The 23,851-nt window shown below is 48.2% G+C and carries 20 protein-coding genes and 2 riboswitches; of the genes, 3 read left to right on the top strand and 17 right to left on the bottom strand.

Annotated elements, in window-relative coordinates:
- Positions 1-329: 329 nt before the first annotated feature.
- On the bottom strand, positions 330-1,196 hold the full coding sequence (locus ADS79_RS05845) for a LysR family transcriptional regulator (RefSeq protein ID WP_049737474.1): 867 nt from the start codon (positions 1,194-1,196) through the stop codon (positions 330-332).
- 242 nt (positions 1,197-1,438) lie between these two features.
- Here ADS79_RS05845 and ADS79_RS05840 point away from each other — a divergent pair, with 242 nt between their 5' ends.
- On the top strand, positions 1,439-2,392 hold the full coding sequence (locus ADS79_RS05840; protein WP_049737473.1) for an ABC transporter substrate-binding protein: 954 nt from the start codon (positions 1,439-1,441) through the stop codon (positions 2,390-2,392).
- Between the two features lie 424 nt (positions 2,393-2,816).
- Here the strand turns inward: ADS79_RS05840 and ADS79_RS05835 are convergent, their stop codons facing one another.
- From ADS79_RS05835 to ADS79_RS05760, 16 genes are all read right to left on the bottom strand, one after another.
- Entirely contained in the window at positions 2,817-3,761 is a 945-nt protein-coding gene (locus tag ADS79_RS05835; protein ID WP_049737472.1) for a metal ABC transporter substrate-binding protein, read from the bottom strand.
- Positions 3,762-3,773: 12 nt separating this feature from the next.
- Complete coding sequence (locus ADS79_RS05830) at positions 3,774-4,634, bottom strand: metal ABC transporter permease (RefSeq protein WP_049737471.1); 861 nt, start codon at positions 4,632-4,634, stop codon at positions 3,774-3,776.
- Positions 4,634-5,377, bottom strand: a complete 744-nt coding sequence (locus ADS79_RS05825) for a metal ABC transporter ATP-binding protein (RefSeq protein ID WP_049737470.1) — start codon at positions 5,375-5,377, stop codon at positions 4,634-4,636. Before ADS79_RS05825 ends, ADS79_RS05830 begins: the two co-directional genes overlap by 1 nt.
- A 371-nt stretch (positions 5,378-5,748) precedes the next feature.
- Complete coding sequence (locus ADS79_RS05820) at positions 5,749-7,188, bottom strand: NAD-dependent succinate-semialdehyde dehydrogenase (RefSeq protein WP_049737469.1); 1,440 nt, start codon at positions 7,186-7,188, stop codon at positions 5,749-5,751.
- A complete protein-coding gene (locus ADS79_RS05815) occupies positions 7,185-8,567 on the bottom strand; it encodes a hypothetical protein (protein WP_049737468.1) in 1,383 nt (460 codons plus the stop codon). The genes ADS79_RS05820 and ADS79_RS05815 overlap by 4 nt, the downstream gene beginning before the upstream one ends.
- Before the next feature lie 14 nt (positions 8,568-8,581).
- Complete coding sequence (locus tag ADS79_RS05810) at positions 8,582-9,727, bottom strand: iron-containing alcohol dehydrogenase (protein ID WP_049737467.1); 1,146 nt, start codon at positions 9,725-9,727, stop codon at positions 8,582-8,584.
- 228 nt (positions 9,728-9,955) lie between these two features.
- Positions 9,956-11,545 (bottom strand): sigma-54 interaction domain-containing protein, encoded by a 1,590-nt coding sequence (locus ADS79_RS05805; protein ID WP_049737466.1) that lies wholly within the window; start codon positions 11,543-11,545, stop codon positions 9,956-9,958.
- 102 nt (positions 11,546-11,647) lie between these two features.
- Entirely contained in the window at positions 11,648-11,980 is a 333-nt protein-coding gene (locus tag ADS79_RS05800) for a hypothetical protein (protein WP_049737465.1), read from the bottom strand.
- Between the two features lie 124 nt (positions 11,981-12,104).
- Complete coding sequence (locus ADS79_RS05795) at positions 12,105-12,677, bottom strand: MOSC domain-containing protein (protein ID WP_049737464.1); 573 nt, start codon at positions 12,675-12,677, stop codon at positions 12,105-12,107.
- A gap of 88 nt (positions 12,678-12,765) precedes the next feature.
- Positions 12,766-13,833, bottom strand: coding sequence for a C45 family autoproteolytic acyltransferase/hydrolase (locus tag ADS79_RS05790; RefSeq protein WP_236699897.1), 1,068 nt, complete (start codon positions 13,831-13,833; stop codon positions 12,766-12,768).
- Positions 13,834-13,855: 22 nt separating this feature from the next.
- Positions 13,856-14,698 carry an alpha/beta hydrolase family protein gene (locus ADS79_RS05785; protein ID WP_049737462.1) on the bottom strand — a complete coding sequence of 281 codons (843 nt, stop codon included), beginning with the start codon at positions 14,696-14,698 and terminating at the stop codon, positions 13,856-13,858.
- 15 nt (positions 14,699-14,713) lie between these two features.
- A complete protein-coding gene (locus ADS79_RS05780) occupies positions 14,714-15,715 on the bottom strand; it encodes an ABC transporter ATP-binding protein (RefSeq protein WP_049737461.1) in 1,002 nt (333 codons plus the stop codon).
- Entirely contained in the window at positions 15,708-16,730 is a 1,023-nt protein-coding gene (locus ADS79_RS05775; RefSeq protein ID WP_049737460.1) for an ABC transporter ATP-binding protein, read from the bottom strand. The genes ADS79_RS05780 and ADS79_RS05775 overlap by 8 nt, the downstream gene beginning before the upstream one ends.
- A gap of 5 nt (positions 16,731-16,735) precedes the next feature.
- Positions 16,736-17,656, bottom strand: a complete 921-nt coding sequence (locus ADS79_RS05770) for an ABC transporter permease (RefSeq protein WP_049737459.1) — start codon at positions 17,654-17,656, stop codon at positions 16,736-16,738.
- Positions 17,657-17,675: 19 nt separating this feature from the next.
- Positions 17,676-18,620, bottom strand: a complete 945-nt coding sequence (locus tag ADS79_RS05765; RefSeq protein ID WP_049737458.1) for an ABC transporter permease — start codon at positions 18,618-18,620, stop codon at positions 17,676-17,678.
- A gap of 26 nt (positions 18,621-18,646) precedes the next feature.
- Positions 18,647-20,260, bottom strand: a complete 1,614-nt coding sequence (locus ADS79_RS05760) for an ABC transporter substrate-binding protein (protein ID WP_049737457.1) — start codon at positions 20,258-20,260, stop codon at positions 18,647-18,649.
- A 256-nt stretch (positions 20,261-20,516) separates the two neighbouring features.
- Between ADS79_RS05760 and ADS79_RS05755 the strand changes: the two genes are divergently transcribed.
- The gene (locus ADS79_RS05755; RefSeq protein ID WP_049737456.1) at positions 20,517-21,419 is read left to right on the top strand and encodes a LysR family transcriptional regulator; all 903 of its coding nucleotides are present in this window, start codon (positions 20,517-20,519) and stop codon (positions 21,417-21,419) included.
- An 85-nt stretch (positions 21,420-21,504) separates the two neighbouring features.
- Positions 21,505-23,334 carry an adenine deaminase gene (locus ADS79_RS05750; protein WP_049737455.1) on the top strand — a complete coding sequence of 610 codons (1,830 nt, stop codon included), beginning with the start codon at positions 21,505-21,507 and terminating at the stop codon, positions 23,332-23,334.
- Between the two features lie 194 nt (positions 23,335-23,528).
- Positions 23,529-23,628: riboswitch (glycine riboswitch) on the top strand.
- A 2-nt stretch (positions 23,629-23,630) separates the two neighbouring features.
- A riboswitch (glycine riboswitch) is annotated at positions 23,631-23,691 on the top strand.
- The last annotated feature ends 160 nt before the right edge of the window (positions 23,692-23,851 follow it).

Below are 23,851 nucleotides of genomic sequence, written 5' to 3'. Positions count from 1 at the left end.
GAGCTTAGTGGTGGGAGGAAAAAGGAGAAAAGGTTGCAGCTTCTTGGGGCTTTTGCTGGGAAGTGTTTCTGTCCGGCTGCATGGAAAAAAGCGAAACCGCGTCCAAAAGTGGTCCACTCATGTTGCCTCTCAGAGGTGGACGCTTAAGAGCGTGTTTCTCTTTTTTCCATTCCGCCTGGGTGAAGCCCCAAAGAGCTTTGCCTTTTCTCCTTTTTCCTCTGCCAGCTTTTGTCCTCACTTGGGTCGGTGGAAAGTATTTCAGGGATGGAAATGCAAAAAGAAAAAAGCGAACTCTGGTGAGAACCGAATTCGCTTTCGTTCTTTCCTTATCAGGTGCGGAATGTTGGCCATACGTCCAGGAGTACATCAATGAAGCTGCTTACTGTGCTGTACTCTCTCTGGTCTTTGGGATAGATCAGGTGTGTCAGCAGCCGCTTTGGGAAGCGGTGCAGTTCTTGGAGTGTGCCTTGTTTTAGTTCTTTTTCGATGATGACGTCGCTGATCAGGGCGATTCCTGCCTGAGACATGACGGCTCGCTTGATTGTTTCTTCACTTCCGCATTCAATCGTAGAATGAGGAACACAGTTGATTTCGTCCAGACATTCCTTGATAACACCCTCCAAATCGTAGGAAATAAACGGGTATTGCTCAAATAGCTCCTGTGGGGAGTTATTTTTGACAATCAGTGGATTGACCTCCAGCACCATATCCTCCTGATCGATCAAAATCTCCTCGATCCCCGGCCGGTTGCATGATCCCGCAATGATTCCGATGTCCACCTGACTGGTATCGACCAGCTTGATGGTTTCCTTGCTGTTGTAGCAAAGCATCTTCATCTGAACCTGCGGATGGAGCTTCAAATAAATGCTCAACAGCCGCGACAAGTAATAGCTGCAATAAAACTCAGGTGCCGATATGCTCAAGTTCCCGAAGGGCTTTTTCAGTCTGCGCAAATCCTGCTCCAGCTCTTCCAAATCCCGAAACAGTTTATCCGTATGCTTTTTCAAAAGCTTGCCCGTTGGTGTCAGAAAGGTTCGCTTCCCTACCCTGTTTAACAGAGAGTGGCCGATATCCTTCTCCAACGCTTGAATTTGCAAGCTGATTGTCGGTTGACTGTAACGGAGTATCTCTGCTGCTTTCGTCAGATTGAGGCATTCTGCAACGACATGAAATGTCTTCAAATGACGTAATTCCATATACTATCACCTCAGAAATCCTCAGTCTGATCCTCCTCAGGCCGGTTTTGTCCATCGTAGAACATCTCATGGATTCAGACAAGAAAAACTCGCATCTTTATCATCCTGGGAGAAAAAGGATTCATGAGAACGTTTAAAAATGTTCAGGATTACAAGAACTCCTGCCGGATCGGGTAGCCTATAATTTACTGTGACGACTCATCTATGCAAAACCAAACGAACGGTAGAACGGAGTGACGTGTATGTATAAACGACTACTAATGATGCCTATGGCTGCTATGCTCATCCTGCTGGCTGCTTGCAGCTCAGGCGGATCTGCGGGAAACAATACGGACAATACAGCAGAATCGAAACCGAAAAGATCAGTCGAATATCTCGGCAACAGTTACCAGATTCCAGCGCGTACGAAGCAAATCGCACTCGTCGGCTCTCATGGTACGTATGAGGATGCGTTACTGCTCGGAATTCCGCCTTTTGCAGCAACGACGGATAAAAATGGTACATTCCCACATGAGTATGCGACCATCACCCAAAATGCAACGCATCTTCCGTGGAACGTCGCAGACAATATCACAGAATTGACGACCCTCGCACCTGATGTCATTCTGACCACGGATAAAACCTCTGCGGAAGACATCCAAAAGCTGCAAGCTGCAGGAACCGTCATCCCTGTATCCACGAACGGTGCTTACTGGGCCGATAACCTGCGTCTGGTGGCAGATGTCCGCGGAAGAGAAGAGAATGTCGATACGCTCATTCACAAGCTCACTCAGAACACACAGACGATGCATGACAAGCTCGTTCCCCTTAAGGACAAGCAAGTACTGACCGTATGGTATCAAGAGGGCGACTTTTTCGTCTATCCAGAGAACGAGCGGTACAACCATCTGCTCTATACCGAATTAGCCCTTACACTACCTGACATTGTCGCAAAGGCAAAAGAGCGCACGCCGGTATCCATGGAGATGCTGACACAAGCAGACCCAGACTATCTGTTTGTCATGGTCGATAAAATTGGAGCCCCTACCGATTCGGCAGCATTCGATCAGCTGCAGCAAAGTGCCCCATGGGCGGACTTAAAAGCAGTAAAAGCAAATCAGGCATACGTCAATGCAGTCGATCCCGTACTCGCTGGCGGTACCGTTTACAGCAACCAGCAGTTTCTGATGGCTTTACAAAAACATCTCCTGAAATAATTGTGGAGCCGGGTGTATGAAAAAAGGAATATGGATCATACTAACTTCATCGAGCTCGGTGGTGTGTTTTTCGAAAAGGCGTTTAGTCTTCTAGGAGGCGATGTGCCATGGATGATTTACACGATCACCTAGTGAATAAGGGAAACCTGAGCAACACGTAAGAAAAGCTTCTAACTCAACCTGGAGGTAGATGCGTCGCACGTGATGATCGGTAACACCCCAAAACTAACGAGCTCGATATATGCCGTCTCCTTTTAGGAGGCGGTTTTATTTTACAGATAAGAATTTATAAAATTCTTATCCAGTATAAGTGCAACCGCGGCTCCGCCAAAAGGCATGGCGAAGCCAGGTTTTCTAATGTTCGTGGACCGTTTTTTCATGCGAAAAAGCACAGCCCCTGACAAGGGAACCGTGCTTTCTTCCGTTATTTTTTGGTCAATCCATCATAAATCGTCTTAATGTTCCATTCCATCATCTTGATGTAGGTGTCACCGTCCTCACCCGGCTTTCCAAGAGAGTCTGTGAATACCGTTCCGACGATTGGCACACCTGTTTCTCTCGATACCATTTCCATACTGCGTGGGTCGATACTGGTTTCTACAAATAGCGCAGGGAGCTTCTTCTCACGGATGATATCGACTACCTCGCGAACCTGTTCCGGGGTCCCTTGATTTTCTGCATTGATTTCCCAAATGTATGCCGCATCAAAATGATATGCTTCGCTAAAATATTTGAATGCGCCCTCGCTCGTAACCAATACGCGCTGTTCTTTCGGGATCAGATTGTATTGCTTGACGGCCTCCTGGTGCAGGGCATCCAGCTTTTCGATATAGCTCTTGGCATTTTGTTCATACGTTTCCTTGTGGCTCGGGTCAATTTTGATGAGGGCATCTCTCGCATTTTCTGCGTATTTTATCCCGTTGCGAATGTCCAGCCAAGCGTGTGGATCTTCTTCACTTTCCTTGCCTTTCGTAGTCAAATGCTTCGCGGCTACGCCTTCACTCATGCGGAATACAGGTGCATCCGAACCTGATTTTCCTGCTGTATGCAACAGCTTCTCAAACCACGAGTTACCTGCTTCCAGGTTCAGGCCGTTATAAAATACAGCGTCAGCATCCGTCGTTTTCTTCACATCGGCAGGAAGTGGATCATATTCATGGGGATTGGAGCCTACTGGAGCCAAGCTGTGAATCTCCACCCGATCTCCCCCGATATTTTTGACGATGTCATACAAAATCGAATACGTAGTCACGACGTGAAGCTTGTCGTTATCCGATTTTCCTGGCTCCCCATTGCTTTGATGTGCGCCGCATGCGGCCATTAGTACGGTTGATACGAGAAAAACAAGAAACAAATTCCACTTTTTCATCTTCGTTCTCCTTTACTTTGAAAGCTCGACTCGTTTTTGCCGAGCTCGAATGGATTTCCATACAACCCCATGCTTGCGAGAGAAAAGAAATGCCAGCAGGAAGAGCGCTGTCGCAACCATGACAATCGTTGCACCGGACGCCAGATTGTAGGTAAAGCTAAAGTACAGTCCGATAATCGCTGAAATCACCCCGAAGCTTGCGGCCAAATAAATCATGACCCATAAGCGATCCGTTAGAAGATACGCAGTCGCTGCCGGAGTAATCAGCATGGCAACGACCAGAACGATCCCGACTGTCTGCAGGGATGCTACCGTCACCAATGTCAAAAGCGTCATCAGCAAGTAATGGATCAGGTTGTTCCGCAGTCCATATGCCGCAGCAATCGTGGGGTCAAACGAGGTCAGCAGCAGCTCCTTGAAAAAGGCGTAGACGGTCACGATCACGACAACACCGATGCCTACAGTTACCCACATGTCGGACGGACGTACCGCCAGTACATTCCCGAACAGAATGTGATACAAATCGGTACTGCTTTTTAGCATCGTGATCAGGATGATCCCCAGTGCAAATGCGGAGGTAAACAGTATCCCGATCGCCGTGTCGTTCTTGATCCGGCTGTTCTGACTGACGTAGCCGATTCCAACCGCTGTCAGTACCCCAGTCGCGACCGCTCCGATAAAGAAATTCATCCCAAAAGCATACGAGAGCGCGACCCCCGGCAATACCGCGTGGGAAATGGCGTCACCCATCAGCGACATGCCCCGCAAAATGATAAAGCTCCCGATGATCCCACATATAATGCCGACCACCACTGATGTAAACAACGCTTTTTGCAAAAATTCATATTGTCCAATCGCTTGTATAAATTCCATCACGCAGTTACCTCAGCCTTCTCGAGAAATTGGAGCTGATGGGCGTATGCTTTGGACATAACCTCTCGATTCAGAACCTCTTCGACTGCACCAAACTTGATTAACTCCTTGTTCAGCAAAATCAGTTGATCAAAGTAGGTGTTTGCTTTACTCAAATCATGGTGAACGACCACGATCGTTTTGTCCTGCATCTGAAGCTCCTTCAAAATGTGTATAATCGTTTCCTCACTCGCAACGTCGATGCCCACAAACGGCTCGTCCAGAAGGAGCAATTCCGGTTTTTGTGCCAAGGCTCGTGCCAAGAATACCCGCTGCTGCTGTCCACCGGATAACTCTCCGATTTGTCTGTCGCGAAATCCCTCCAAGCCAACTTTTTTCAAGCATTCAAGTGCCCATGCTTTTTCCTTCTTCTTCGGAAATTTGAATAATCCGACGCTTGGATATGTTCCGATTAAAACAGTATCCATGACCGTGATAGGGAAGGTCCAATCGATTTGGCTTCGCTGCGGTACATACGCGATTTGCTTTCTGACCTCATTTGTCTCTTTGCCATAAAAACGAATGTCACCTTTATCCTTTGGGATCAGCCCGAGCATCGCCTTGATCAAGGTTGATTTCCCGGCTCCATTCGGTCCAATAATCCCTACCATGCTTCCTTTTTCAATCGAAAACGAGACATCTGAAACAACCTCATTCCCAAAGTAGGAGACGTACAGCTCCCTGACTGTGATTGCCTGAACCATTTGTTTCCCTCCTAGGTGAGTTGAATGCTCTCTATACAAAATGGCATTTATCCATCACGTATTGCATTCCCATCATGCTCATACACAAAATTGTGAGCATATACCAATAGTATTCACCACAACTAAATAATGTGGTTTTGTATAAAAAAGTTTCCCTAGTGCAAAATTAATCGATTTCCAGCTATCTGTCAATAATGATTTTCATTTTTGATGGTAAAAAAAGTCCTCCGCCCAGACAGCGCATGGGTAAAAAAGTGTGTGATATCAATTCCCGAAGTCTCGCAAATCAAGGAAAATCGTGCCAAAAAAAACAAACAAGCACAGCCCTCGTTGCAAAAGAGCTGTGCTTGTTATTTTTTCGTTATTGCTGGTTATACGAATTGCAGGGAAATATACTTCACTTCCAGGTACTCCTCGAGACCATGGTGACTTCCTTCGCGACCAAGACCACTCTCTTTCATGCCACCAAACGGAGCTTGGGCAACAGACGGGCCGCCGTCATTTACACCAACGATTCCGTACTCGAGGTTTTCCGAGAAATAGAACGCCTTGGTCAAGGACTGTGTGAATACATACGCTGCCAGTCCATATGGAGTCGCATTTGCACGCTGAATTACTTCCTGATCATCCGTAAATGTGCTGACCGGAGCAATTGGTCCAAACGTTTCCTCTTGCATGCACACCATATCATCTGTTACACCTGAAAGCACGACCGGCTTCATGAAGTATCCTGTGCTGCCTTCCACTACAGGGCTGCCATGGAGCGTAGCCCCTTTGGCGATCGCGTCGTCGATTTGATGCTGAACCTTTTGAACGGCTCTGTCATCAATTAACGGCCCGATCTCTACCTTGTCCTCGGTTCCTTTGCCAACGCGGAGTGCCTCGACTGCTTGCGTCAATGCTTGCAAGAACGACTCTTTCACGGCCTCATGCACATAAATACGGTTGGCGCAAATGCATGTTTGACCTGCATTGCGGAATTTCGATTGGATCAAGCCTTTTACCGCCGCCTCGATGTTTGCATCCTCTGCCACGATAAACGGTGCCAAGCCGCCAAGCTCAAGCGAGATTTTTTTCACAGTATCTGCAGCTTTGCGCATCAGAAGCTTGCCGACAGGGGTAGATCCGGTAAAGGTGAGCTTTTTCACACGGGAGTCATCGAGCCATACATCGACGACTTCACCTGCTTTCGAGGTCGTCACGATGTTGATAACGCCGGCAGGTATTCCCGCTTCATGCGCACACTCTGCGAGCAAAAGAGCCGTTAGCGGCGTCTGCTCAGCTGGCTTGGTTACGGTTGTGCAGCCCGCAGCAAGTGCTGGAGCGATTTTACGTGTAATCATTGCGGCTGGAAAATTCCACGGGGTGATTGCTGCGACCACACCAACTGGCTGCTTTTGTACGAGGATGCGCTTGGAACCGGATGAAGCCGGGATCGTTTCTCCGTATATCCGCTTTGCTTCCTCCGCGTACCATTTGATGTAGCTGTTGGCGTACTGTACCTCGCCTTTTGCTTCCGCAAGTGGTTTGCCTTGCTCCATCGTCATCACGAACGCGATTTCGTCCAAACGCGATTCGATTACTTGATGCCACCGCTCCAAAAGAGCAGCACGTTCATACGCCGTTGTTTTCGACCATGCCTCAAACGCTTTGTGCGCAGCATCCACAGCGAGCTTTGCTTCTTTTACGGAGCCATCCGGAACGCTTCCGATGACCTCACGTGTCGCTGGATTTTGCACAGGGATCGTCTCAGCCAGTGTCAGCCATTCTCCATTTACGTATAGTCCTTTGTTCCATTCTTGTTGATTCACGCTGCATTATCTCCTTTTTCGTTTGCTGTGAACAACTTCTCTTTTTCTCCACGCATCCAATCCTTGCCGTACAAGAGGACGCACAACAAAATGCCTGCTGCAAAGGCCATTGCTGCCCCTTTGATCACAAGAATCGCTCCTACTACCCCGGCGATTCCCAAATCGCGCTGGCTGCGAGCCTGCATGACGCCAATCCGCACGCTTACATATCCCTGAACGAGCAGCGTGAGGGCAACTGCAACACCGAGAATCGGCTGAACCAGGCTCACGATTGGCAGCAGCAACAATCCTGTATTGGTTCCCCAACGGAAGGAGCCAGCTCCTCCGAAGAAGGAATTCATTGCTTTTTTGCCTTTTTTGAAACGTTCAACAACGACGACCTGCATCGCTGCCCACATCGGACCACACATCGTAATATCAGGGCCAATCATACTCATCAGCATATTGCGACCACCAAAAATCATGTGTGCACGGTCCGCGTTGTAATCTACTTTTTCATCCAAACGTACTTGGTCCGATTCGGACAACAATGCTTTTGTCTTCAATACATCGCCAAAAACAACGAGATACGTGGCGAAAACAGCCGGAATTGCGGTTAGAAAGAATGAGAGCGATGGCAGACCCAACCCGAATACCGTATACTCCGACCATAGCGTGCCAAAGTCTGGCTTACTGAAGCCCCACTGAATGTCTGGCCATTTTGCCTCCCCAAAAATCGGTGCGACAAAGACCGCAAGCAGGATCGCTGGCAAAATTCCCAGGTTGCCGAGCAGCGCCCAGCCCTTTCCTTTTTGCTTCAGTCCTTCAAAATGCTTGGAAAATACAAGATAAAAGCAAAGACCAATACAAATCGCAATCGTGTACGGGAACAGATCGAACTTCCCGCCTTTTTCAAAAATCGATGTAATCGCGCCGATACCCGCGCCGAGAATGATCCCCGATTTAATCGCGTTCGGTACAAAATTTACAACACGCTTAGCAAGCCCAGTCACACCCAGCAAAACAGATAACAAACCAAGTGTCAGCTGGAAGGCGATCAACGCATAGACGCGGTCCTGACCTTCCGGGAATTGCTCCACAAACAGGACGATCAAGGGAATCGCCGGAGTAATCCAGCCAGGGATGACAGGGTCACCGAGCAGGTGATGTAAAAGATACAAGAATCCATTCAAAATGACAACAGCCAAGCCAACCTCAAACGGCATTCCCAAATGATCAGCAAGCAAAGTGATGGCACCAAGGTCAACTGCGCACATCAACAGACCTTGCAAATAATCCGGCCATTCAAAGCGATAATGAATAAACGGCAAACGAATCTTGAATGGGCCAGCCGCCATGTACGGGGTCTCGGCACCATCCTTGCGTTGCTTCCACTTCATAAAATATCCCCCTCTTAGTAAGCTGCTCTATAGATGTCTTCGATGTCTTTTTTCCGCAAGGTTCGGGGATTATTTTTCAAAATCCGAGTCTGCTTCATCGCTTCCTCTGCCATCTCGGCAATTGCTTCTTCTGGAATATTGAATTCTCGCAATGATTGCGGGATTTCCACGTAACGGCACAGACGTGTCATCGCTTCGATTGCAGCTTCTGCTGCCTGATCACGATTGAGTCCATCTACCTTTTCTCCGAGTGCTTCCGCAATATCGCTTAGTTTTTCCATGCACGCGATTTTGTTCCACTTCATGACATAAGGCAGCAGCAAGGAATTGCTCACGCCGTGTGCCATATGATAGCGACCACCTAATGGATAAGCCAGCGCATGAACCGCACCTACACCCGCATTGCCGAAAGCCAGTCCAGCCATGAGGGATGCCGTGATCATGGCTTCACGCGATTCGATATTGTCCGGGCACGCATATGCTTTTGGCAAATGCACAGCAATCAGCTTCATCGCCCCAATCGCCAGCGCATCGGTTAAGGGGGAAGCAAATTTGGAAATGTACGCTTCGACCGCATGGACCAATGCGTCCACACCACTCGCTGCCGTGACGCTCGGCGGGCATGTAAGCGTCATCACGGGAGATACAATCGCCACGTCCGGCAGCAAGTAAGGGCTTACAATCCCTTTTTTGACTTGCTCCTTTGTGTCAGACAGGATCGAAATATTCGTTACCTCAGAGCCAGTACCAGCCGTAGTCGGGATGGCGATCAGCGGCAGTCCCGGCTTTTTCACCAGATTTGTACCGAAATACAGCTCGATGCTGCCTTCATTGGTCGCCATGACCGACGCCGCTTTCGCGATATCAATCGCGCTTCCTCCGCCGACGGCAATCAGTCCATCATAATTTCCTTCACGAATCATGCTTACACACTGATCTACAATTTCAATCTCCGGCTCTGGATTCACATCCTGGAAAATCCCTACCTTCATCGGCAGCAGCTCTTCTACTTGCGCAACCACGCCTGCCTGGATCAGAATCTTGTCTGTTACAATCAGAGGTCGTTGCACACCCAAACGCGTCATTTCTTCTGGCAGCTGAGTCAGTGAATCACGTCCTGTCACCAATTTGTTAGCTGCAGCAAATGTTGAAATATTCATGTTGTCACTCTCTCCTTTCTCTATGCAGCCAACTTTATAGCAACTACCGTGCCAACTCATTCGCAAGACCATAAGGTACGTTGCTATATTTGGTTGAAAAAGTCTGAATTGATCGCGAAAAAACGTCATTTCTCACTTTTTTGTCACATTCCTACCAGTCGCATCCTCAATCCTAGAAAGGAATCGTTTACATTACAAAAATGAGTAGAAAACGAATCAAAAAATCGATTATGATTCGTTTTCTACTCGCATCTGCAGTTTTTTCATCTTTTGTACAAGCGCACTTTGGCTAATCTCCAAAGCCTCTGCTGCCGCCCTCGTTGTCTTGTGGTTTTGCAGAGCTTCGGCAATCATCATACGCTCCAGTCTCGCTACTGCTTCGCGCAGCGATGTCGGCTCTCTTCGCGGCAAAACCTGCTGGAGGAAGCCAGGCAAGTCTCCTACATCAATCGTGTCATGATAAGTCGTCACGACCAGACGCTCTACCAGGTTTGCCAGCTCCCTGATATTGCCCGGCCAGTCGTAGTTCGTCAGCCACTCGTAGCATTCCAGCGTCATTTTCTTTTGCTCGTTATATTTTTCATTGAATTTCTCCAAATACGTTTCCAGCAAAGGCACGATCTCTTCACGGCGCTGTCTTAACGGAGGCACCTCAAAGGTCACGATGTTAAGCCGATAATACAGGTCCTCCCGAAACAAGCCTTGCCGCACCAGTGTTGCCAAATCGCGATGGGTAGCTGTAATGATGCGTACGTCAACATGACGCATCTCGGTGGAGCCGACACGCATAAACTGGTTCTCTTCTACGACTTTAAGCAGCTTGACTTGCAGCTCCAGCGGCAAATCGCCAATTTCATCTAAAAAGAGCGTCCCCCGATGTGCACTCTCCAAAATCCCGATTTTCCCTTGCTTCAGCGCGCCAGTAAATGAACCTGGCTCATACCCGAACAGCTCGGCTTCGACCAAATGACCAGGAATTGCCGCACAGTTCAGCTCCATGAAGATTTCACTGCTTCGCGCACTTCGGGCATGAATGTACTTGGCGATCATGCTTTTCCCTGCGCCCGTCTCCCCTTGTAGGAGCACTTTCGCGTCCGTTTTGGCAACCTTGTCCGCCAAGCGAAATAACGAACGAGTCGCCGTCCCCAACACGACATTTTCCAATCCGGTTTGATCTGCTTGAGGCAGGTCGCTTCGCAAAAGCTTTTGACTATCCAGCTCATGCTTGAGCCGAATCAGCTCGGTAATATCCCGAACACTAGAGATAATATACAAAATCTCATTCGCCGCGGACAGGACAGGAGTAGCCGAAACAATGATCTTGCGGCTGTTGCGTATGGTTTGGATCAGCGTCGCCGGCCGTTTTGTACGAATCGTCTCCAGAGAGGCAGAAACAGAAATAATTCCTTGCTTGATGAGGTTGCCCATATGAACCCCAATAACCTCTTGCTCACTGATGCCGGTAATTCGTTGATAGGCTTGATTGATAAACAAAGTGATACCAGCGCCATCCGTTATATACACGCCATCGTAGAGCGCATTGAAAACAATCTGACAGGTCGGGCTTTGAAAAAAAGCGTGGAGCTGCGCTTGCGAGCTGGCTTGCCGCTCCTGATCAGGCAAGCTCACCTCAGGCACGACAAATTCACGGATCGGGCGCGTCAGCTCTCCACAATGAATCGCATGAGCAATCGCCTCTACGGTCAAATAACCGATAAACTCGTCTGTTTCACTGTACACTTCCTGAACTTCATTCCTGTCCGGTGAAAAATGAGCGACTGCTTCTTCAACGGTCATCGAGGCCCGCAGATAGTTCATGATTCTTCTCTCCTAGGTGTCTTTGGACATACATCGCATAATGAAGTACTTATTCTTTCATTTTACACGTGATTGACCCAAAAACGAAAACGCAACTGTGAACTATTGCTTACTCTCGAACTCGAACTCGCCTTCGATCGTAAACTTGTTCCACCTCTTGAGGATAAACATGAATGGATAGTACGAAATCAAGCTGAAAATCAATCCGAAGCCTGCGTAGGTGAGCGGCACCGCCAGGAGTATCAGGACTTTTGCCAATACCCCTGTGACTGTCATACTCACGATTTGTACTTCAGCACTTCCCGAGCTTCCCGCTATCAGATTGAACAGAAAGCTGACCAGTCCATACAAGATACCAATCGAAAGTGCCGCCCATACACACAGCTTTATGTAAGAAGAAATCTTAATCCATCGAATCGTAATTTGTGTGATCATGATAAACCCACCTCCCTTTTCCAATATATTACAGAAAAAACATGCTGCGAGTATTTGCTTTACGTAAAAAAGCTGGTCCACAAGTAGATTTCCTACGAATGGCCCAGCTTTCTCTCACATCCGCTTATTGCATCGGATTTGCGTAATCATTTATCAATACCTTTGCTGCATCTCCCACTTTGATCGTCCCGGGGCATTCAACAGCACATACAATGCCTCTGCGCTTATACGCTGCTTTGACAAATCGCGCTGCCAGCCTCGGATGCTCTTGCACATCGTAGTTTTTCTCGATTTCTTCTCCCGGATGGAGACAAGGAAGATTTTCTCCCATACAAATGAGGCCCGCACCAGAAGGCAGCAAGATTCGAGAACCCAGTGTCAAACTCGTCAAATCTGGAAAACCGCCGATCAAAAGATTTGCTCCCAGCCATTCTGGCAAGACTGTAGGAATGCCCAAGTTCTCGGCGATTCTCGCGCAATCCTCTTCGGATACAACAGTGATTTGGCGCCGATTCAAAATCTCGGTTCCGCGAGGGTACATCTTTTGACGTGAGTCTGCCCCAAATGTGACGCCAAAATGACGATCACCCGGAATGCCGCCAAATTCGAGCCGTGTCTCTGGCAAGCGACGTGTTACAAATGTATCAGGTGTATCAGCGATGAGTATTGCTGCAACGGATGCTGTGATTTCCTTCATGGCAAACTCCCTCTTTAGTGATTGATGATGATGTCTCCAGTATCACAATCTCTTCTCCGCTCATTGTAGCACGAAACGTCTCCCTTTATTAGGAAAAAGAGTAGCACTTGTACTCGAATTGATTCGGAGGACCAATCGCGATCCATAGCTGTCCTTTGGATGGTTCGGCAATCACCGAAGCAAATGTAATGGAATCCGTCCCATCGTCACCAGGCATTCTGCACAATGGATACGGCTCACTTCCACGATCGCGCAAAATGCTCTGCATCGCCTGTGCATCCAACTTGCCATGATGGCTTTCCAGCAAGCTGCGCATACGAGCATAGCGTGTCTTCGAATTATCCAGATGCGTTCCGGTCAATCTCTCCTCCGCAAGCAGCTCCTGCCCGATGTAGTGATTGGCGTGCGCCAATAACCCATTCACAGGCTCGATGAGCATGTCAGTCGTCGGCGTTGTTTCCAAATCAGCTGCGTTTCCTTTTTTATCCAACAATATCAAGTTACGTGAAGATGCTCGGTGAACACTGCGCACCAGGGCAATCGCTTCTGGAACCGTCTCTTTTGTCAATGCCAGTCTTGAGAGAAGATAGCGCGGAAACCCGACTCTCCACCCGTCGCACGTGAGGAAATTAGCAAATACCCCGAGCCCATGCTTGTTAATCCCGATGTACGAAATCTGACCAGCCGGAGTAAGCATCAGACATGTATGACCATCGTCCGGTACAAATTCAGCGACAATTCCGATTTCTGAGTAAAAATTCGGCAGATCAGCATTTTGTCCAATCAGTGGTGTACCGTCTGCTGTCGCCTCCGTCTGTATAGCGAAAGTGGTGCATTCGTCATTGGAATCAAATTCGTAGTAAAGCTCTGCCCGAAGTTGAAGCAAGTAAGCCTCTCCAAGCGTGAGGCCAGTGCTCTCCGAGATCCCTTGAATTTCTTCATCAAAAAAAGGCGCATATTTCAGTACGTATTCCCTGTAACGCAATGCCGCCTCTTCCAATGCTTGCATGGACGGGATCTTGACCTTGGCTTCCAAACGTGCCAATGCGTAATCGCGATGCTTGCGGATCAAGTCCGCGCAAGCTTCGCCGTATTGTCTGCCGATTTCACGATGGCTGCCTTCAAACCGGTAAAACGGAAAGGTTTTTTGATTCATTTTCATGCTCCTCCTTGGGCTATCATCGACCGCTTACTTTTGAGTTTGCGAGAACATAGGTAAAGAAATCTTTTACTTCTGTTAGAACCTTGCTCCCATCGTGAGCAACACCGGGAACTACATCATAGCGAACGCCAATCCCTTCCCGTTCATAATTGTCCCGGAGGGCGGCGAGCCGCTCGAGCCTGGTCCGCCCATATGCATCCGTCCCCTCCATCCAATGAGCGGACGCTTTATTGTTAATCTCCCATGTTTCATTGTCTTCGCTGCCTATGACCATCTGCACAGAAACGCGCCGCATTTCCTCGAGATCCAGCTTTTTTCCAAATACCTCCTCCAAGTCTTTTGTGCCCACATAAAACGGTTTGGACGAATCCAAATAGGTGATGATGCCTGGTGCGCCGATCGAAACCCCCAAAAGACGCTCAGGATGCAAATAGTAGAAGCGATGAGCAAAATGGCCGCCCCCGGAAAAGCCGAAAAGCAGGAATCGCTCTTTTTTTATGCGCACCTTCTCGGAAAGCTGATCAATCATCGCGAGTAAAATGTGATCAAAGCGTATGTCATCCCACTTTATGTACTTATAAGAACTGACTTCCCATGGCGACACGATCCCGGCCGGGAACAAAGGGGCCAGAATTATCGTGCCTGTTGCCTCCGCTAAATCCGCAAATGCATCCCGGTAGGCTTGGGCAGTGCGCGCCGTTCCATGAACAACGACAGCCAGCGGCCACTCCTGTTCTTCTTCATCTTTATAGCTTTGGGGGATGTAGGCACAGAATGAAAAACGACTATCATACTGACATGCAAACATGGTAGTAGCACCACGCTCATAAAATGAAAGACGGTTTGCCGATTGACTCATAGGGTGTCATCCTCCTCAAATTGAGTTTTCCAGTCTTTGCTCCTCCACCAGCGGAAAGAAGCATGATACTTGATGGGATTCCAACTCGTGATGAACGAGAGTCGGTATATGGTTGCGACAATGCTCCTCGGCACGTGGACATCTGACATGAAACGTACAGCCTGATGGCGGATTGCTTGGTGAGGGAAGATCTCCCTTTAGGACAATGCGCTGCCTTTTCCTTTCCAGTCGCGGATCTGGCAACGGAATCGCTGACAGTAGTGCATTTGTATACGGATGGTGCGGATGATCGTACAGTCTGGCACATTCTGCTGTTTCCACAATTCGTCCCAAATACATCACCGACACACGATTCGATATGTGTTTAACAACAGACAGATCATGGGCGATAAAAATATACGTAAGCTGAAATTCCTTTTGCAAATCTTCAAGTAAATTGATGACCTGTGCTTGAATGGATACATCCAATGCACTGACTGGCTCATCACATATGATCAGTTTTGGTTTCAGCGCAATGGCCCGAGCAATCCCTATCCGTTGGCGCTGTCCCCCGGAAAACTCATGCGGGTAACGATTGTAGTGCTCCGGATTCAATCCCACAATCTCCAAGAGGTTCTGCACCTGACGCTTCAAATTTGTCTTTGCCCGTTGTGTCTTTAGTGGTTGTGCAATAATATTGCCTACTGTCATTCGCGGATTCAAACTGGCAAAAGGGTCCTGAAAAACAATTTGCATATCTTTGCGCAATCGAAGCATCTGCTTTTGGTTGTAGTTCAGAATATTTTCTCCCTCAAACAATACTTCACCTGAAGTAGGCTCCAGCAACCGCAGCATGAGTCTGGCTAACGTGCTTTTTCCGCAGCCCGATTCACCGACGATCCCGAGCGTCTCCCCACGCCGCACCTGCAGATTCACTCCATCTACAGCTTTCACGTAGCCGACTTTCCGCTGCAAAATCCCTTTCGACACCGGAAAATGCATCTTGAGATCGCGAGTTTCCAGCAAGATATCACTCATTGCCTCCCCTCCCTCCCGTTTCTACCAGGTTGATATTCCGCTCCATTTCTGCCCTGTCCAGAAGACAAGCCGCACGATGTGCAGTACCCTTTTCCACAAGCTCGGGAACCGTAACAGAGCAATCCTCCAGCACAAACGGACATCGCGGACGAAAGGAGCAGCCTTCAGGTAACGAAATCAAGCTGGGTGGCTGTCCTTTTATTGGAAGCAGTCTCACCTTCTCAGTCGTGTCCAGACGGGGCTGCGAGCGCAACAAGGACCATGTATACGGCATGGCAGGCTGGTAGAATACATCGTCAGTACTCCCCTCCTCCACCACTCTCCCGGCATACATCACCATAATCCAATCAGCGAGGCGTGCGACAACACCGAGATCATGCGTAATCATAATAATGGCCGTCCCATACTTTTCCTGCAGACTCACCATGAGCTCCAAAATCTGTGCCTGTATGGTTACATCTAAAGCCGTCGTCGGTTCATCCGCAATCAGTACCTTTGGATTGCAAGCAAGCGCCATCGCAATCATCGCCCGTTGACGCATCCCTCCTGAATACTGATGCGGATATTCATTCATCCTTGTCTCGGGATTGGCAATTCCAACATCTCGCAGGACTCCAATCGCTCGTTCTCGCGCTTCTTGTCGGGAGACCTTTTGATGAGCCCTGATCACTTCCATGATCTGATCCCCTATCGTAAAGACGGGATTCAGACTCGTCATCGGGTCTTGAAAGATCATGGCAATGTCGTTGCCACGTATTTTTTTCATCTCGTCTTCACTAATTTCAAGCAGATTCTTCCCCTCAAACAAAATTTCGCCCTCTGGATAAAAAGCGGGTGGTGTTTGGTTCAAACGCATCAGGGAGAGGGACATCACGCTTTTGCCGCTGCCCGATTCTCCGACGATTCCAAGTATTTCGCCACGGTTCAATGTGAACGAGATGCCATTGACTGCCTTTACCAATCCGTCCGGGGTGTGAAAGTAGGTTTTTAGATTCGTTACTTTGAGTAAATCCACTGGTATCACCTCTCCATCCACTTTGATATCTTGACGGCCATTGGCAAACGGTGAGTCGATTCCTGCCCTCGACTCGATAGAATTGTTTTTGCTCTGCGCCTTCTTCTCGAATGCGGATGGAGCCAATCACGCAATAGATCACCAAATAGATTGAGAGATAATACGGTAATGACAATGGCAATCCCGGGAAAAATGGAAAACCACGGGGAGACCGTCAAATAAATCCGCGACTCTCCGAGCATGTTCCCCCACGTCGGTGTAGGCGGAACAATCCCCAAGCCTAAAAAGCTAAGTGCCGCTTCTGCCAGAATGGCCTCTGCAAAGATAAACGTAGCCTGCACAATAATGGGTGTCATCGCATTCGGTAAGATATGGAAGAACAAGACACCAAAATGATTCGTTCCTGCTGCTCTCGCTGCCTCTACATACTGCATTTTGGACAACTGCAGAGTGGAGGACCGAACCACTCTTGTCATGAAAGGCCAAAAGGCAAACACTAACGCGATGATCAAATTCAGCATGTTGCCACCCAGTGCAGCTACCAAAGAAATCGCCAGCAAAATAGACGGAAAGGCACTGACGCCATCCACAATCCGCATCAACACATTGTCTAAATTCCGAAAATAGCCCGTGACCAATCCGGTAACCGTTCCCAAAATGGTTGTGCAAAGAGCAACAATGAAACCGATGCTGAGGGAAATCTGCGCTGCATAGACGACTCGACTGAAAATATCGCGACCAAAGTGATCGGTACCAAAGTAATGCTCTTTCGAGGGCGGCAATAGCCGTTGATCGGGTGCCATTTCAACGGGGGAAGCACTAACCCACAGTGGTGCTGAAACCGCCATCAGGACAAGCAGCAGCAGTACCACACCTGCCAGTACACCAATACTATGTCCCTTGACCTTTTTATGCTTACTCTCCATCCGCGGCCCTCCTTTCGCTCTAGTCATACCTGATTCGTGGATCAAGAACGGCATACGTCAAATCAACCAGGAGATTGACGATCACATACACCGTAGCTACAAACAGTACAGTCCCTTGTAGCACTGGATAATCCCGCCGGGCGATTGACTCGACGATCAGTCCGCCAATTCCCGGAATAGCAAATATCGTTTCTGTAACGACTGCTCCCCCCAAAAGCCCCGCGATACTCGCACCAATCACCGTTGTCGTCGGTATCATCGCATTGCTCAAGGTGTGCTTGATGAGCACAACACGCTCTTTCAGCCCTTTCGCACGCGCTGTCCGGATGTAGTCTTGATGCATAATGTCCAGCATACCGTCTCGAAGCATCCGGGAAATAATCCCCGCCTGTTGAACTGACAGCACCACCGCTGGAAGAATCAAATGACTTAGCCACGACCACACTCCCTCACTGATAGGGACATACCCGGCAACAGGCAACCACCTCAAAACAACCGCAAACAAAAGGATCAACAGAAGCGCCAGCCAAAAATTCGGAATGGAAACACCGAGGAGCGTCACGGACATAAAAGCCGGATCGAGTACGCTATCACGCTTCCACACAGCCAAAATAGCGGTTGGAATTGCGATGCACAGGGACACCATACAGGCTACGATGGCTAAACTGACCGTTGGACCGAGACGATCTATAATCGTTTGAGCGACAGGCTCCCCCGAAAAAACAGACGTGCCGAGATTGCCTGTAGCGACCTGACCTATCCAAGTGATGAACTGAGACATCAACGGTTGGTCGAGGCCGAGCGCCTGCCGCAGTTGGTCTACTTCTTCCTGTGTAGCAGACTCTCCCAAAATGACGGATGCAGGATCGCCGGGAGTCAGATGGATAATGGTAAAAACGATGACCCCAACCACAATTAATACAGGTAGTAAAGCAAGTAACCGACGTCCGATATACTGTAGCAATTGCTTCCCTCCTCACCTTTTGTTTCTTACTTCGCTTTCAGCCACGTGTTCCAGAACGTTACGTTGTTTCTCTCGCCAAACCCGTCCAGCTTTGCTCCGATTACACTCATGCCGACTTCATTTGTAATTTTGATGACCGGTAATTCTTCATACATGGTCTTGTTGAAATCACCGAGCAGCTTTTTTTGTTCATCTGCATTGGTTGATTTTGACCACTCATCTAACAGCGCCATGATCTTGGTGCTTTCATATTTGCCTGGAAACTGAGGATAAAACCAAGGAATGGTCGTCGGATCATATTTAGGTGAAAATCCTTGTATCTCCAAATCAAAGTTGGATGTATTTTTCTCCTTTTCTAGCAGCGTCGCCCATTCATAAATTTGCAAATCAATCGTAAAGCCTACATCCTGGAGCTGTGATGCAACCACTTGAGCTGTCTTGAAATGGTCGTCGTAGCTGCTTGTCGCAATCAACCTCACAGGCTCTCCCTTGTATCCCGCTTCTTTCAGCAGTTCTTTGGCCTTTTCCGGGTTGTAGGAAAGATAAGCGTCGGTTCCTTCTTTGGTGTACAAGCTTTGCTGATCCGGGAAAAAGATCGAACCATCCATCTCATAAAAATTTCCGTACGTTGCAATCGCAATTTTTTCCTTATCCAGCGCATATTGAATGGCTTGGCGCATGCGGATGTCATCAAAAGGAGGCTCCGATTTGTCTGGAATAACAGCCATCCAGCTATCTGGCTTAGAGACACGTGTCGTTAACTCTGTTGAATCTTTTAGCTGTGGATACAGGTCCTGTGGAATTCTTAGTGCAAAGTCATACTGACCAGTGCGCACTCCGTCGATCCGTACTTGAGCATCCGGCACCATATCAAAGCGAACCTCATCCGCATAAGCGACCTTTTTTCCACTCAGACCGCCCCAGTCCTCATCTCTGGCTGTATACTCGTCAAAGCGTTTCAATGTAATCCGTTGTCCCCTCTTCCAGCTATCCAAGCGATAGGGGCCTGTACCGATGAGCTGTTCCCCTTTCAACGGAGCCGTCCCCGCTGACTCTGCAATCTTGGCAGGAATGACTACCATCGCCTGCGTGGGATCTGCCAAATTCCGAATCAGCGGCGCATACGGCTCCTTGAACGCGATTTCTACTGTTTGGGGATCTACTGCTTTTACCTCTTCCATACTTTTAAATAATCGCTTGCCGACTGCCGACATTTCCCCCCACCGGTTGAAAGATGCCACCACATCGTCCGCACTCATCGTTGACCCATCATGGAATTTGACCCCATCGCGGAGGACAATTTTATAAACCTTCCTGTCTTCACTCAGTTGGAACTCTTTTGCCAGCATCGGTTTCTCCATCATGCCCTCATCCAGCGAAAACAACTGTTCGAACATATGGAAGGCAACGAGCTTGGTTGCACTTGACGAAGTGCTCATCCAATCAAGTGTGGACGGGTCTGAATCAAAGGCAACTTTAATGATCCCGCCCTTTTGTGGTTCTGGACTGCTTGTCGCACCAGGCTGCTGCTTGGCTGCTTCTGGATTCGGGCTTTGGGCTTGCTGACTACAGCCGGTAAATACAAGAACCGCTACTAGACTCGCCAAACCAACCCACTTTGCGTAACGCCTGGACCTCATGACAATTCCCCCTTTTTGTTCATTCAACATGAAAGATTTACCTAAAACAGGACAAGTTCAATTTCTAAAAATTTTATCTATTCAAAATATACACCCCTAATTACACGCTGTATATTTTAGTTTTTTTTGCTTTTTTCCAAAAAAATTTTTTGGTATTTACTCTTTCACCATTCTTCATGGTCAGAGAAACGAGAGGAAAAAGAAGGACGCTGACGAAACAAAGAGTATAGAAGGCTGGCTTCAGGGAGGGATCAAGATGAATGAACGTGACTGTTTATTGTTACAGTACATTTACGAAGAGCAAAATCTGACCCGTGCAGCAGAACGTCTCTTCATTACCCAACCAGCACTCACCTATCGGATTCTTCAGCTTGAAAAAGAATTTGGGGTTGCGATTATTTCCAAACGGGGAAAAAGCATCAAGCTCACTGCCGAAGGTGAATATTTGGTTACGTACGCAAACAAGCTGTTGATCGACCTGCGAAAAACGAAGGATCATCTCGCCAACATGCAAAACGAGGTGCAAGGCTCTCTACGAATTGGCTTTACCAGTTATTTTGGCCGCTACAAGCTTCCGCCTCTTTTGAAAGAATTTATCCATCTGTATCCGAAAATTGATATTAACGTGGACTCGGGATTGAGTTCTGAAATATTCGAATTGTTATTAAGCGAAGATATTCATGTGGCGATTATACGAGGAGATTACAAGTGGTTTGACCAAAAGCATCTAATTGACGAAGAACGAATCTGCGTCATTTCCAATGAAGATATTCCGTTGGATCAACTGCCTCAATTGCCGCGAATCATCCCCAAAATCGAGCGAAAGGCAGCACATAAATACAAAAACTATACGTACTCCTCCCTACACCAAACTATCGAAAGCTGGTGGAACGAACGATTTTTCGCTCCCCCCAACATTACGATGAAAGTAGACAGCTACGAAACCTGTACAGAAATGGTCAAAAATCAGTTGGGCTACGCCATTGTCCCCAGCGTCTTTGTAAAGCCCGAGGACGGATTGTACTGCACGGACCTGATCACCTTGGACGGGCAAGCGATCACCCGAAAAACATGGATGCTCTACCGAAAGGCTTCCTTGCACTTGAATGTAGTAGATCGATTTGTGGAGTATTTGAAAGAGCATTATGTGAGGGAATAGTCTTCTCATCGACTAGACTATGTTTCATCCCCTAGGTAAGATATGATATAACGCAAACCAGATCTTTAAGAGGGGATAGAAGAACATGAACGATGTAGCAACGAAATTCGCTAGACCGCAACTCGCAGATTGCATCCCAGACCTCGTTGCTTTTTCCAGAGGGGAAAAGAAAGCAACACTCTTTATCCGTAATGGCACCTTGGTCAATGTCGTTTCAGGAGAAATATTGCCCGACACATGCGTAGCAGTCGTTGGCACCCGCATTGCTTACGTCGGTCCCTATGTGGAGGAAATGATTGATGACTCCACCCATGTAATTCATGCAGACGGAAAATACATAGCGCCAGGTCTATTGGATGGGCACTGTCATATTGAGAGCAGCATGTTGTCAGTCACGCAGTTTGCCAATGCGGTGCTTCCGCTTGGAACGACTGGCGGCTTTTTTGATGCACACGAAATTTCAAATGTTCTCGGACTCCCCGGGTTGCGAATCATGCTGGATGAAGCACGCCAGACACCAATGGCTGCATACATGCAAGTAGCCTCGTGCGTCCCCTCCACCAACTCCACTTTTGAAACGGCTGGTGCAGAATTTGGACCTGAAGAGGTAGCGGAGGCACTGAGCTGGGGGCAAGACATGGTCGCACTTGGCGAGGTCATGAACTTCCCGGGTGTCGTCTATGGCGATCCGAAAATGATTGGAGAAATTCAAGCAACATTGCGGGCTGGCAAAGTCGTCGATGGACATTACACCTGGCCGTCCAACGATCCGCGACTGGCTGCCTATGCTGCGGCAGGCGTTTCCGGCGACCATGAATGTGTGACAAAGGAAGATGTGATCAATCGCGTACGCCTCGGGATGTACGCCAAAATGCGCCGTGGCTCCGCTTGGCACGATGTCGCTGCTACGATTAAAGCCCATACGGAGCATGGGATTGATTCCAGACGGATGATGCTTGTCTCGGATGACCGCATTTGCGATTCCTTAAAAGAAGAAGGACACATGAACTTCATCGTAAGACACGCCATCTCCCAGGGAGTAAAACCTGTGACTGCCTTCCAGATGGCGACGCTGAATACGGCTGAGCGCTTTGGCGTAGCACGAGATGTCGGCTCGGTAACACCTGGCACAATCGCAGATATTATTTTGCTCGACGGGAATATCGCGGATGTAAGTGTCGTGATGACCATCGCTCGTGGTGAGGTCGTGGCGGAAAATGGCGCAATGACCGTAGAGCTGGCTGCTTTTGATTATCCCGATTTTGCCATCAACTCGGTCAAGCTCACCCCTGAGCTGACACCTGCCCGATTCCAGATCCAGACACCGAACCAATCGGGAACGATCAAAACGCGTGTAGCGATGGTCCGAGAGAACCATGTCGAAACCGAAGAAGTATTCATTGACGTTCCCGTAAAGAATGGACTGCTCGCGATTACTCCCGAGAGCACCCTGTGCAAGATGGCTATCTTTGAGCGTCACGGAAAAACAGGTGGATCTGCCATCGGCGTTGTGGGAAATGTCGGATTCGATCAGCACGCAGCAATCGCCATGACAGTTGCTCATGACTGCCACAATGTCCTGGTCATCGGAAACGACGACGAGCAAATGGCAAAAGCAGCGAATGCCGTAATCGCCATGCAAGGGGGAATTGCCGTCGCCTCCTCTGGAAACGAAATCGTCCAATTGCCGCTGCGTCTTGCCGGATTGATGTCGACTGAACCTTACGAGACAGTCGTGGAGCAATCCATGGCGATCAGCCGTGCCCTCGTCCAAGCTGGCTGCACGATGAACTACGCCTTTATGACGCTATCCTTGCTCGCTCTCGTGGTCATCCCTACCCTGCATATTTCGGATACGGGATTAATTCGAATTTCGGATGCGGGCTTCGAGAGAGTCTCTCTCTTTGCTGAATAATCCAAGCGTATATGTACTATTTGTAAGGGCAGCAGGGACTTCAATCTCTCTGCTGTCTTTTTTATGCTTTACATAAAAAGCTGATGCATCTATCAAGTTATATTTTAAATAGTTGCTTAATTCATAATTTTTCGTTTGACTTTCGTCTATCTAATCATTAATATGTAAGGTACGCATATGAAACGCATAAGCGGTTGAGTATTGTGGGAGAGACTGGACGTAATGTTCGGCACCGAAGGAGCAAGTCCTGAACACAGGGGCAAATCTCTCAGGTAAAAGGACCACAATAGGACGCATCTCTGGAGAGAGCCTTCGTGGCCACCAAAGGAGTTATACTCTCAGGTAAAAGGACAGAGAAAATGGGACTACTCCTATTTTTCTCTGCCCTTTTTTGTACTTTCCTATGTCATTTCGCTAAATCGAAAGTCATTCTTGCTAAACAAAATTTTCGTTATTTTCAAATTTGTAAGCGTTTTTTCCAATAATAATTGTACAAAAAAATAACTTTTATTGGAAA

The organism is Brevibacillus reuszeri (assembly GCF_001187725.1).
Lineage (GTDB): Bacteria > Bacillota > Bacilli > Brevibacillales > Brevibacillaceae > Brevibacillus > Brevibacillus reuszeri.
Note: the sequence above shows the minus strand (reverse complement) of the source record. Positions and strands in the feature narration are given on the sequence as shown.